Raw genomic sequence first — 11,959 nt, forward strand, 5'->3', positions numbered from 1 at the left:
ACATGCAGGTGATCCAGTCCACGAAGCTCTCCAACGTCTGCTACGACATCCGGGGTCCGGTGTTGGAGGAGGCGATGCGGCTCGAGGCGACGGGCCATCGCATTCTGAAGCTGAACACGGGCAATCCGGCGGCGTTCGGGTTCGAGTGCCCGCCGGAGATCCTCGAGGACATGCTGCGCAGCCTGGGCGGGGCGCATGGCTACGGCGACTCGAAGGGCATCCTTCCGGCGCGGCGGGCGGTGATGCAGCACTACCAGACCAAGGGCGTGGACCTCGGCGTCGAGGACATCTTCCTCGGGAACGGCGTGTCCGAGCTGATCCAGATGTCGATGCAGGCGCTGCTGGACGACGGGGACGAGGTGCTGATCCCGTCGCCGGACTATCCGCTGTGGACGGCGGCGGTCTCACTTTCCGGCGGGACGCCGGTCCACTACCGCTGCGACGAGCAGGCGGACTGGTATCCGGACCTGGCGGACATCGAGCGGAAGATCACCGACCGGACCAAGGCTCTGGTCGTCATCAACCCGAACAACCCGACGGGCGCGGTCTACGACGACCAGCTGTTGCGCGAGCTGACGGACATCGCCCGCCGCCACAATCTGATCGTCTGCAGCGACGAGATCTACGACAAGATCCTGTACGACGACGCCACCCACACCCCCACCACGGTCATCGCCCCCGACCTCCTGACGCTCACCTTCAACGGCCTCTCCAAGGCCTACCGGGTCGCCGGCTACCGCAGCGGCTGGCTGGCGGTCTGCGGCCCGAAGGCCCACGCGTCGAGCTATCTCGAAGGGCTGACGATCCTCGCCAACATGCGGCTGTGCGCGAACGTCCCGGCGCAGCACGCGGTGGCGACGGCGCTCGGCGGGCGGCAGTCGATCAAGGATCTGGTGCTGCCGGGCGGGCGGCTGGTGGAGCAGCGGGATGTGGCGTACGACCTGCTGACGCAGATCCCGGGTGTGACGTGTGTGAAGCCGAAGGGCGCGCTGTACGCGTTTCCGAGGCTGGACCCGAAGGTGTTCAAGATCAAGGACGACCAGCAGATGGTGCTGGACCTGCTGCGGTCGGAGCGGATCCTCGTGGTGCAGGGCACGGGCTTCAACTGGCCGGAGCCGGATCACTTCCGGCTGGTGACGCTGCCGAGCAAGGAGGATCTGACGGAGGCGGTCACCAAGATCGGAAACTTCCTGGACGGTTACAGCCAGCCGTAGCTTGAAGCTCTCGTTTTTAGACGATGTCTAAGTTAGGATGTGCTCCTGAACGCAGGAGGAGTGCATCCATGTACGAACCGATACGCACCAAATCGGTACACAGCGTGGCGGCCACGTCGACTCCGGCAACCCCGCGACGCAGCCGCGGCGAGGAGCTGGACTTCCAGCTCGCCGGTCACCTCGCGGCGCTGCTCACCGTCACGGACGAGCTACGCGCCCTCGCCCCGGGCGACGACCTCGGCAGCGCGGCCGAGCAGCTCGCCGAGTGCGTGGAGCGGTTGCGCAACGGCGTCACGCCGGCCCGGCTGCCGCCGGCGACCGCGGTCGCGGCCACCCCGGACCGTATCGCCGCGCTGCACCGGCGTGCCCAGGCACTGGCCGGGCGGGCCCTCGTCGTCGCGGCATCCCGCCAGGACACGGCCAGCGCGGTGCTGGCCGCGCAGCGCCTCGACGCCCACGACGCCGCGCTTGCCGCGGCGGCCTGAACGCCTGAACCCACTCAGCGGAAGGCCGGAAGGCCCGAGGCATGCGCCTCGGGCCTTCCGCTTGAGGGTTGGCTCAGCCTGTCCGGCAGAGGGTCAGGGTCGGGGTCTCCCTGCCGGTTGGCTGTGCCGCGCCATCGGGCCGCCGCCCCGCGCCGCACGCGCAGGTGAAGGTTGGGCGGCCCGAATTCGGGTCAGCGTCAGCCGAGCCGCGCGACCAGCGCGCGGTACTCGTCCCACAGCTCCTTGGGCGTGTGGTCGCCGAAGGTCTCCAGGTGGGAGGGGATGAGCGAGGCCTCGTCGCGCCAGACGTCCAGGTCGACCGACAGCAGCAGGTCCAGGTCCTCCTGGGAGATGTCCAGGCCGTCGGTGTCGAGGGCGCCCTCGGCCGGGAGGATGCCGATGGGGGTCTCGACTCCCTCGGCCCGGCCGTTGAGGCGGTCGACGATCCACTTCAGGACACGGCTGTTCTCGCCGAAACCGGGCCACACGAAGCGGCCCTCGGCGTCCTTGCGGAACCAGTTGACGTAGTAGATCTTGGGCAGCTTGGCCGCGTCGTGCTCCTGGCCCAGCTTGACCCAGTGGCCGAAGTAGTCGCCCATGTTGTAGCCGCAGAACGGCAGCATGGCGAAGGGGTCGCGGCGCAGCTCGCCGACCTTGCCCTCAGCGGCCGCCGTCTTCTCGCTGGCGACGTTGGCGCCGAGGAAGACGCCGTGCTGCCAGTCGAAGGACTCGGTCACCAGCGGTACGGCGGAGGCGCGCCGGCCGCCGAACAGAATCGCCGAGATCGGCACGCCCTTGGGGTCCTCCCACTCGGGCGCGATGATCGGGCACTGCCCCGCCGGGGTGGTGAAGCGGGCGTTGGGGTGGGCGGCCGGGGTGCCGGACTCCGGCGTCCAGTCGTTGCCCTTCCAGTCGGTGAGGTGGGCGGGGAGCTCCTCGGTGAGGCCCTCCCACCAGATGTCGTTGTCGTCGGTGAGGGCGACGTTGGTGAAGACCGAGTTGCCCCAGAGGGTCTTGATGGCGTTGGCGTTGGTGGCCTCGCCGGTGCCCGGCGCGACGCCGAAGAAGCCGGCCTCGGGGTTGATCGCGTAGAGGCGGCCGTCCTCGCCGAAGCGCATCCAGGCGATGTCGTCGCCGATGGTTTCCACGGTCCAGCCGGAGATGGTGGGCTCCAGCATGGCGAGGTTGGTCTTGCCGCACGCGCTCGGGAAGGCGGCGGCAACGTACTTGGCGTCGCCGCGCGGCGGAGTGAGCTTGAGGATGAGCATGTGCTCGGCGAGCCAGCCCTCGTCGCGCGCCATCACCGAGGCGATGCGCAGCGCGTAGCACTTCTTGCCGAGCAGGGCGTTGCCGCCGTAGCCGGAGCCGTACGACCAGATCTCGCGGGCCTCGGGGAAGTGCGAGATGTACTTGGTGGAGTTGCAGGGCCACGGCACGTCGGCCTCGCCCTCGGCGAGCGGGGCGCCGACGCTGTGCACGGCCCTGACGAAGAAGCCGTCCTCGCCGAGCTGGTCCAGCACCTCTTGGCCCATGCGGGTCATGGTGCGCATGGCGGTGGCGACGTACGCGGAGTCGGTGATCTCGACACCGATGGCGGAGAGCTCCGAGCCCAGCGGGCCCATGCAGAAGGGGACGACGTACATCGTGCGCCCGCGCATGGAGCCGTGGAACAGGCCCTTCTCGCCGGCGAAGACGTCGCGCATCTCGTCGGGGTGCTTCCAGTGGTTGGTCGGGCCCGCATCCTCCTCCTTCTCGGAGCAGATGAACGTACGGTCCTCGACGCGAGCGACGTCCGTCGGGTCGGAGGCGGCGTAGTACGAGTTGGGACGCTTGATCGGATCGAGCTTCTTGAACGTGCCCTTTTCAACGAGTTCAGCGGCGAGGCGCTGGTACTCGTCCTCCGAGCCGTCGCACCACACGATCTCGTCAGGCTGGGTCAGCTCGGCTATCTCGCCGACCCATGCGACCAGCTTCTTGTGATTGGTGGGAGCCGCTTTGACGCGCGCCACGATCGCTCCGATCCGCCTGGTGTGCACTCACCTGGCGTGTGTTGTTTGAGGGTGTTGAGCTGCTGTTGTCGGCCCCTTGGGGGCTGCGACCCGGATGCCGCTTCGTGGGATGCTCATCCGGTGCCGTCCGCACTCATATGAGTATCAGGATAGGAAACGAGATCTGTCCAGGGCACGATGCGTGAGCATCGCCACTCGTAACACTGGAACCTACGGAGCCGTAACCTACGGTGGAGTAGCTAGCATTGACCCCATGACGAAGGTCGACCAGACTTCCGCTGTGACCCCTGACGTAGCAGAGCTCGCCTTGCCCCACCCCATAAAGCCCAAGCTCAGAGGGTGGCTGCATGCCGGAATGTTCCCGGCGGTCCTCATTGCCGGCGTCACGCTGACAGCCTTCGCCGAGAGCACCAGAGGCCGGATCGCCTGCGCGGTCTTCACTGTCACAGCATGCGCGCTTTTCGGGGTCAGCGCCCTGTACCACCGCGGGAACTGGGGCCCACGCGGCGAGGCGGTGCTGCGCCGCCTGGACCACGCAAATATTTTCCTGATTATTGCCGGAACGTATACACCGCTCACGATCCTTCTGCTCGACGGCGGCCAGCAGGACATACTGCTGTGGATGGTCTGGATCGGAGCCCTGGCCGGGATTGCGTTCCGGGTCTTCTGGGTCGGCGCACCGCGCTGGCTCTACACCCCCTGCTACATCGCGCTCGGCTGGGCGGCGGTCTTCTTCCTGCCCGACTTCATGCGCACGGGCGGCATCGCCGTCATGGTCCTGATCGTCGTCGGCGGCCTGCTCTACAGCGCGGGTGCGGTGATCTACGGCACCAAGCGGCCGAACCCGTCGCCGCAGTGGTTCGGCTTCCATGAGGTGTTCCACTCCCTCACACTGGCGGCCTTCGTAGTGCACTACGTGGGCATCTCACTGGTGGCGTACACGCACTCGTAAGTCCCGAGCCGCCACGCTGAGCCCCGCTCCCGGAAGTCCGGGGGCGGGGCTTTCGCATGATCCAGCGGATGCGGCTGGCCCGTGACGTCCCGGCCATCCGCGCCCGGATGGGCGAGAACGTGGCCGTGGCCTGCGGAGTGATGAGCCAGGCACTCGCCGAGCGGGACGGAAGGGCGGCCGACGACCTCGAGATCCGGATCGTCGTGGCCGCCCTCCTCGCCGCCTGGAGCGAGGCCATCATCACCTGGGTCGCCGAGCAGCCCCACCAGGACCTCGCCGACCTCCTGGACCGCACTCCGGGGCTGCTCTCCGCTAACTTCTCCGACCGGCCGGCCGGCTAGTTCACCCCCACGTCGCCACGCCCGCAGGCCGTGCCGTCCTTGTTGGTGTCGAGCCCGAGCCGGTCGCGGCCATTGACCTTCAGGGCGGCGAGTTTGTGCCCGGCGAGCCAGTCGCAGCGCTCGGCCTTCGCCATGGCCGGGAAGGTCCAGGGCACGCACTGGCTGATCTTGCCGTAGACGTGGTCACAGCCGTCGTAGCCCGCGGGGACCTTGACGCCCTTGGTCTTGGCCGGTTTCTTCTTGGCGGGCTTCGCCGTGGCGAGGTCGTCGGCGAAGGGCTGGACGTGTGCGGCGGCGGTCGGGGCTCCGCCGATCTGGACCCAGGTGGAGGTCGACGGGACTCCGGCGGCGTCGACGACCTGGAGCATGTACCAGCCCGGCGGGGCGATGTTGGGATTGCTGGTGAGGCCCAGGTCGACGGTGTTGCCGTCGACGGTCATCGGCAGGTCGACGTAGCGCTGGTTGGGGTCGGAGGAGTGGGTGACGGCCGCCGGACGGATCAGCGAGGCCTTGGTGACCGTACGGTCCACGGTGATGCGCTGAGTCGAGCCGTACGACCACTGGGTCGAGGCCACCGAGGTGATCTGGGGCCGGTCGCCACGGAAGAGGTACGGCGGCGAGTAGATGGAGATGCGGCGGTCGAAGGAGCCGTCGCCGGGATTGTTGCCGACGGTGAGCACCCGGCCGTCGGGCAGCAGCAGCGCCGAGGAGTGGTAGGTGCGCGGCACCGGGTCGGTGGCCAGGCCGGCGTGGAAGGTATTGCTCACAGGGTCGTACGTCGAGGCCTCGAAGACCGGGTCCTCGCGGTAGGTGTGCAGGGCGCCGCCGGTCTCCAGCACCTTGCCGTCGGGCAGGATCACCGCGGAGACGTAGACCTTGCCCTCGGCGCCGGTCTGGGCGGTGCCGTCGGCGTAGGTGCCCTGCGGGAGATCGGGCCCGGCCACGTACGAGGGCGAGGCGGCGGTGAGGTCGATCAGGTCGGTGAGGCGGTGCGCGTCGGGCGCGACGGTGTGGTTGCCGCCGCCGATGGTCAGCACCTTCTGGGACTGGGCGGGTGGCAGGAGTACGGACATCGACTGGTCGCGTTCGTCCTTCTTGCGAAGGCCGGGTACGTCGGTGATGGTGCCGGTGTCGTAGTTGTAGACCGACGCGCCGGTGCCGGACAGGCCGACACCGAAGACATGGCTGCCGGAGTAGAAGAGGCGGCCGTCCTGGAGCAGGATCGCGGCCGGGTACAGGCCCCAGAAGCTCCAGGTCTGCTTGTCGCAGCAGCCCTTCCAGGTGCCGGAGGCGTAGTCGAAGCGCTCGTTGATGACGGTGCCGGCGGCGTTCTCGTCGAGGCCGCCGAGGGCGACCACGTCGCCGTTGCCCATCTCGGTGGCGGAGGGGTACCAGTGACCGGCGATCATGTCGTTGGTGCGGGTGTAGGTCATGGTCTCCGGGTCGAAGACGTAACTGGTCTTCAGTCCCTTGTAACCGACGGTGCCGTCGGCCGAGGCGTAGTCCTTGTTGCCGCCCAGCACCAGGACTCTGCCGTCCTGGAGTTGCACATGTCCCGCGCAGAAGAAGTCGGCGGGGGTGGGCACGTCGGTGTAGGTGTAGTTCACCGGGTCGAAGACGGTGGTCTTGAAGGTGCCGGCGGCGAAGGCGTCGCGGTCGTTGCCCGATCCCGCGATCATCAGCACCTTGCCGTTGCGCAGCAGGACGGAGTGGATGGCGCGGACCGGCGAGGGCATCTCGACGACCTGCCACTTGCCGACGCAGGCCGGTCCGTTGGGGTCGGTGGTGCAGGGGTCGGGCCCCGGGTCGGGCACGGTGGCGTCGACCATCGAGTAGTCGTCGGTGGCGAGGGTGCCGGTGCCGTAGAGGGTGGCGCCCCAGGTGATCCGGTCGGTGCCGGCCGGGACGGCGGGGGTGCGGACCTCGGCGCGCTGGTAAGTGCTGGTCACCGCGAGGGTGTTGAGGTCGGTCCAGAAGACCCAGCCGTCGGTGGTGTCGTGCCGGAACAAGGTGATCACGCTGTTCGCGGAGGTCGTCCGGTACCAGAGCGACAGGTCGTACTGGTGGTCCGGGGCGACTGCCGGTGCGCAGCCGTTCTCCAGCATCATCGTCTTACGGTCGCCGGAGGTGAGCCGGGTGATGCCGATCTCGACGGCGTGGGCGCCACCGTGGGCGCCGGAGGCCCCGGTCACGGTGAAGGTGGAGTCGTTGTCGCCGTAGCCGGACTTCTCGAAGCAGCTGGGGAAGCCGGTGGCGGGGTCGACGGTCTCCAGGCCGGGGTTGGTCACGAGGTTGACGGCGGCGTGCGCGACCGGCGCCTCGGGGCTGAGCGCGAGTCCGACGGTGAGCAGCGAGAACAGTACGGTGGCGACGACCAGGCGCAGGCGTCGTCTGTGGCCTTCGCTACGGCTGCGGGTCATGTCAGCGCACCGCCTTGGTGTTGTCGGTCCGCAGGATGTCGATCCGGCCGTTGCCCTCGCCGAAGGTGGCCACGGGCTTGGAGTGGTCCAGCAGGGCCTCTACGGTCGGCAGGTTCTTGCGCTCGCCGCGCAGGGCCGGGGTGGAGACGACGTAGTCGATATCGCGCCAGCCGTGCGGAAGGGTCTTCTCGATGGCCGGGTCCTGGTCGAGCTTGTAGTGCCAGATGACCCCGGTCCCCGGTGTGAAGCCGGCGTCGACGGCGTCCAGCCACAGCACGCCGTCGGTGACGATGCGGGTGTGCGCGGGGTCGGCTATGTGGCCGTCGCGCAGCCAGCGGGCCGCGTCGTAGTAGACGGTGGTGTCGTTGGTGCGTACGGCGTCGCGGTCCCCCTGGTACCAGACCGGGCCGAGCAGGGCGGCCGCGGTGGCGAGGACGGTGACCACCGCCGCGATGCGCGGGACGCGGCCGCCGGGCAGGGCGCGGACGGCGGCCTGGGCGATCCCGGCGAGGGCGATGGCGAGGAAGGGCAGCAGCTGGATGACGTACATCTTCGGCAGGTAGCCGCCGGGCCGCGCGGCGACGGCGACCAGGATCAGGGCGGCGAACGCGATGGGACGCAGCCGGCGCACGGTCAGGGCCGCCAGCACGGCGGCGCTGCCGCCGAGGATGAGCACGGGGTCGGCGGCCAGCCACTCGTTGAGCAGGGCGTGGGCCTCGGTGCCGGGCTGGAACATCGAGCCGGTGCCGGCCCGGCTGCCGAGCTGGAAGCCCAGCGAGCCGATCAGCGAGACGTGGCCGGCGCCGGGGAACAACTCGCCCTTGAGGACGGCGTAGAGCGGATAGAACATGCCCGTCAGGGCGAGCCCCGAGGCGAAGCCGGCGAAGGAGAAGGTGCGGGTGCGCGGGTGGCTGCCGTGCCAGAGCGCGTACAGCAGGGCCGGCAGGACGACCACGATGGTCTCCTTGGACAGCACCGCCGCCGCCAGGCAGGCCCCGGACGCCACGTGGTGCCACAGATGCCGGCGCGGTGACAGCGCCAGCGCGAAGGCGGCCAGCGCCCACACCACGGCGAAGTTGTCGAGGTAGATCTGGCGGTTCAGGGTGACCGCCAGCGGCGACAGCCCGTAGAGCAGCATCGCGCCGAGGGCGGCGGGCCGGCCGAGACCGACGCGCCGGGCGACGAGGTGGACGAGCAGCGCGCCGGCCGCGGCGACCGGCAGCATCGCGATCCGGCCCTGGACGAAGGTGGGCAGGTCCGGGGCCAGCCAGGCCGGGAGCCAGGCCAGCCAGCTGAGCTGGATCCAGCCGAACGGCGGGTGGTCGTACCAGTACGTGTAGTGGGCCAGCCCCACCCCGTGCCCGACCGCCCACGCCTGCGCGAGATATGTTCCCTCGTCGTCATTCGGGAAGGGACTGCGGCCGATATTCCAGGCCCGTAAGGAAACGATCAGCGACAGTGCTAGCGCCGGAAACGCGAAATTCGGCCATCGGAATTTTCTGGAATCAGCCACTCCAGTGCCACCAGGCTGCTTCCCACTATCCGGAGTTAGCGAAGGCTTAACCAGAAGTTCCGTGGAGATTACCGAGCTGCCCATGGGACATACCCCCCTAAAAACCCACCCCAACCCGCCCCCATACCCCCAGAGGACGGAAAAACTGAACGAGCGTCCACGGGAAGTTCACAGTCTCCACATTGCCTCCACGTAAACGATTTATTCCGCTTTCGTGAATCTTCAAAATCCGCGATCTTGAAGGCGGCGACATAGCCAAGGGGCATGTTGACGCCAAGGAAAACCGACTGCTAGCTTCCGGCCCGGGGAAATATCGGAATATGAACTGGGGGGAACGATGTGGATTTCCGCTGCCCTTTTACTGGATTCGCTGCTGCTCATGGCGGCGGCCGGCGTCACGCTCTGGTGGATGATGCACGCCTGGCGCACCCCGGAGACCCTGGACGCCACCGCCTTCGCCGAACCTGACGGAGCACACCGGCTGTCCTTCTCGTTACTGGTCCCGGCCCGCCACGAGGAGCAGGTCCTGGCGCACACCATCGAGCGGATGCTGCTCATCGACCATCCGGACTTCGAAGTGGTGGTCGTCGTCGGCCATGACGACCCGGGCACCGCCGCCATCGCCCACGGCCTCGCCGAGCACCACCCGGACCGGGTCAAGGTCGTCACCGACCACCACGAGGCCAAGAACAAACCCCGGGCCCTCAACACAGCACTACCGCACTGCCGGGGCGAGATCATCGGGGTCTTCGACGCGGAGGACATCGTCCACCGCGAGCTGCTCACCCACGTCGACCACGCCTTCCGCGGCGCCTCCGCCGACGTCGTCCAGGGCGGCGTCCAGCTCGTCAACTACGACAGCAACTGGTACAGCCTGCGCAACTGCCTGGAGTACTTCTTCTGGTTCCGCAGCCGGCTCCACCTGCACGCCCGCAAGGGCTTCATCCCGCTCGGCGGCAACACCGTCTTCGTACGCGCCGAGTTGCTGCGCGTCACCGGCGGCTGGGACGGCGACTGCCTCGCCGAGGACTGCGACCTCGGCGTACGCCTGTCCAGCCGCGGCGCCAAGGTCGTGGTCGCCTACCACGCGGCACTGGTCACCCGCGAGGAGACCCCGGACTCCCTGCGTGGCCTCTACAAGCAGCGCACCCGCTGGAACCAGGGCTTCCTGCAGGTGCTGCGCAAGGGCGAGTGGCGACGGCTGCCCGTGCGGCAGCGCGTCCTGGCCCGCTGGACCCTCACCACGCCCTTCGTCCAGGCGTTCACCGGCGTCATGGTCCCGTTCGGCGTGCTGGTGGCGCTGCTCGGCGGGATCCCGCTGCCGATCTCGCTGTTCGCCTGGCTGCCGGTACTGCCGATGGCCGCGATGACGGTCTTCGAGTGCGTCGCCCTGCACGACTTCGGCCGCGAGTACGGCTTCCGGATCACACCGCTGCACTACGCCAAGCTGCTCATCGGCACCCCGGTCTACGGACTGATCCTGGCCGCGGCAGCCGTGCGGGCGGTCTGGCGCGAGTACACGGGACGCAAGGACTGGGAGCTGACCTCGCACGTCGGCGCCCACCTGGAACACCAGCCGGAACACCAGCCGGCGTACCACCTGGAGCACGAGCCGAGCCGCACACCCGCCGCAGTCAGGCCCGACCCTCAGGAGGCACTGTGACCACCAGCTCGCCGCTGCCCGTCCCCACCCCTGCCGTCGTGACCGCACCACCGGCGATCTCGCTGGTCGTGCCGACCTTCAACGAGGCCGCGAACATCGACGAGTTGCTCTCCCGGATCTGCGCCGCGCTGCCGCCTGACGCGCCGGGCGCCGGAGCCGTGGACGTGCTCTTCGTGGACGACTCCACCGACAACACCCCCGAGGTCGTACGCGACGCGGCCCTACGCTGCCCGATCCCCGTCGCCGTCCACCACAGACCCGAACCCCACGGAGGCCTCGGCGGCGCGGTCGTGGAGGGCATCACCCGCACCACCGCGACCTGGATCGTCGTCATGGACGCCGACCTGCAGCATCCGCCGGGCCTGATACCGGAGTTGATCGCGGCCGGTGAGCGGACCGGCGCCGAACTGGTCGTCGCCAGCCGCTACGCCGACGGCGGCAGCCGCCAAGGCCTCGCCGGCGGCTACCGGATGCTGGTGTCCGGGGCGTCGACGCTGGTGGCCAAGGCCGTCTTCCCGCGCGCCCTGCACGCCGTCTCCGACCCCATGAGCGGTTTCTTCGCCATCCGCCGCGAGGCCGTCGAACGCGGCCTGAGCGGTGAGGGGCTGCGCCCCCTGGGCTACAAGATCCTGCTGGAGCTGGCGGTGCGCTGCCGACCGCGCGGGGTCGCGGAACTGCCGTACGAATTCGGCGAACGCTTCGCCGGCGAGTCCAAGTCCACCCTCAAGGAGGGCCTGCGCTTCCTGCGCCACCTCGCCCTGCTGCGCACCGCCGAGTCCCGCGCCCGGATGATCGCCTTCGGCCTGGTGGGCGCCTCCGGCTTCCTGCCCAACCTGGCCGTCCTGTGGCTGCTCATCCACGGCACGGGCATGCACTACGTACCGGCCGAGATCATCGCCAACCAGGCGGGGCTGCTCTGGAACTTCCTGATCATCGACTCGCTGGTCTACCGCGACCACCGCAGGCAGCACCGCCGCTCCCTGCGCATGCTCAGCTTCGGCGCCCTGGGCAACGCCGACCTCGTCGTCCGTATCCCGCTGCTCGCGCTCCTCGTCACCGCCGCCGGCATCCCGCCGGTGCCGGCCACCGCGCTCAGCCTCATCGTGGTCTTCGCCCTGCGGTTCGTGATCGTCGACCGGGTCCTCTACCGGCGCCGTCAGGCCTGACCCAGCTGCTCCGCCAGGACCTCCACGTCGGTGGCCGGCGCGGCGCACACGAAGTGACGGCACACGTACGCTGCCGGCCGGCCGCCGACGAGGGGCCGGTCGGCCAGCAGCGCGAACTGGCCGCTGCCCGGCTCCCCGGCGGCCACCACCGCGCCCGGCGCCGTCCCCAGCAGCGCCGTCCGGTGCAGGGCGGCGG

General features: G+C 69.1%; 10 protein-coding genes. 6 read left to right on the forward strand and 4 right to left on the reverse strand.

The genetic code is table 11. The features are described 5' to 3' along the window. Positions 1-2 precede the first annotated feature (2 nt). The gene (locus EFK10_RS28135) at positions 3-1,214 is read left to right on the forward strand and encodes a pyridoxal phosphate-dependent aminotransferase (protein WP_127358469.1); all 1,212 of its coding nucleotides are present in this window, start codon (positions 3-5) and stop codon (positions 1,212-1,214) included. A 68-nt stretch (positions 1,215-1,282) separates the two neighbouring features. After that, the gene (locus tag EFK10_RS28140) at positions 1,283-1,699 is read left to right on the forward strand and encodes an SCO4983 family protein (protein WP_127358470.1); all 417 of its coding nucleotides are present in this window, start codon (positions 1,283-1,285) and stop codon (positions 1,697-1,699) included. A gap of 197 nt (positions 1,700-1,896) precedes the next feature. Here the strand turns inward: EFK10_RS28140 and EFK10_RS28145 are convergent, their stop codons facing one another. Beyond that, a complete protein-coding gene (locus tag EFK10_RS28145; RefSeq protein WP_127358471.1) occupies positions 1,897-3,708 on the reverse strand; it encodes a phosphoenolpyruvate carboxykinase (GTP) in 1,812 nt (603 codons plus the stop codon). A 253-nt stretch (positions 3,709-3,961) separates the two neighbouring features. On the opposite strand from EFK10_RS28145, the gene trhA reads away from it, so the two are divergent. Then, entirely contained in the window at positions 3,962-4,660 is a 699-nt protein-coding gene (trhA, locus tag EFK10_RS28150) for a PAQR family membrane homeostasis protein TrhA (protein ID WP_127358472.1), read from the forward strand. A gap of 68 nt (positions 4,661-4,728) precedes the next feature. Then, complete coding sequence (locus tag EFK10_RS28155) at positions 4,729-5,001, forward strand: acyl-CoA-like ligand-binding transcription factor (protein WP_127358473.1); 273 nt, start codon at positions 4,729-4,731, stop codon at positions 4,999-5,001. Here the strand turns inward: EFK10_RS28155 and EFK10_RS28160 are convergent. Beyond that, on the reverse strand, positions 4,998-7,421 hold the full coding sequence (locus EFK10_RS28160) for a galactose oxidase early set domain-containing protein (RefSeq protein ID WP_127358474.1): 2,424 nt from the start codon (positions 7,419-7,421) through the stop codon (positions 4,998-5,000). The two genes, EFK10_RS28155 and EFK10_RS28160, sit on opposite strands and share 4 nt — an antisense overlap. Position 7,422: 1 nt before the next feature. Further along, complete coding sequence (locus tag EFK10_RS52290; RefSeq protein ID WP_265737565.1) at positions 7,423-8,934, reverse strand: ArnT family glycosyltransferase; 1,512 nt, start codon at positions 8,932-8,934, stop codon at positions 7,423-7,425. 337 nt (positions 8,935-9,271) lie between these two features. Here EFK10_RS52290 and EFK10_RS28170 point away from each other — a divergent pair, with 337 nt between their 5' ends. Together EFK10_RS28170 and EFK10_RS28175 are read left to right on the forward strand one after the other, a co-directional pair. Continuing rightward, positions 9,272-10,597 (forward strand): glycosyltransferase family 2 protein, encoded by a 1,326-nt coding sequence (locus tag EFK10_RS28170; protein WP_127358476.1) that lies wholly within the window; start codon positions 9,272-9,274, stop codon positions 10,595-10,597. Beyond that, on the forward strand, positions 10,594-11,763 hold the full coding sequence (locus EFK10_RS28175) for a glycosyltransferase (RefSeq protein WP_240677511.1): 1,170 nt from the start codon (positions 10,594-10,596) through the stop codon (positions 11,761-11,763). Before EFK10_RS28170 ends, EFK10_RS28175 begins: the two co-directional genes overlap by 4 nt. On the opposite strand, the gene EFK10_RS28180 is transcribed toward EFK10_RS28175, so the two are convergent. Next, positions 11,754-11,959 (reverse strand): hypothetical protein (locus EFK10_RS28180; RefSeq protein WP_164836171.1); only part of this gene is annotated, 206 nt, incomplete at its 5' end. The two genes, EFK10_RS28175 and EFK10_RS28180, sit on opposite strands and share 10 nt — an antisense overlap.

It is taken from the genome of Streptomyces soli (genome assembly GCF_003999195.1).
GTDB classification, from domain to species: Bacteria; Actinomycetota; Actinomycetes; order Streptomycetales; family Streptomycetaceae; genus Actinacidiphila; species Actinacidiphila soli.

What these genes read in the sequence shown, in the direction of transcription:
- EFK10_RS28155 (WP_127358473.1), top strand. Translation starts at nt 4,729, where the DNA reads ATGCGGCTGGCCCGTGACGTCCCGGCCATCCGCGCCCGGATGGGCGAG.
- EFK10_RS28140 (WP_127358470.1), top strand. Translation starts at nt 1,283, where the DNA reads ATGTACGAACCGATACGCACCAAATCGGTACACAGCGTGGCGGCCACG.
- EFK10_RS28170 (WP_127358476.1), top strand. Translation starts at nt 9,272, where the DNA reads ATGTGGATTTCCGCTGCCCTTTTACTGGATTCGCTGCTGCTCATGGCG.
- EFK10_RS28135 (WP_127358469.1), top strand. Translation starts at nt 3, where the DNA reads ATGCAGGTGATCCAGTCCACGAAGCTCTCCAACGTCTGCTACGACATC.
- trhA (WP_127358472.1), top strand. Translation starts at nt 3,962, where the DNA reads ATGACGAAGGTCGACCAGACTTCCGCTGTGACCCCTGACGTAGCAGAG.
- EFK10_RS28160 (WP_127358474.1), bottom strand. Translation starts at nt 7,421, where the DNA reads ATGACCCGCAGCCGTAGCGAAGGCCACAGACGACGCCTGCGCCTGGTC.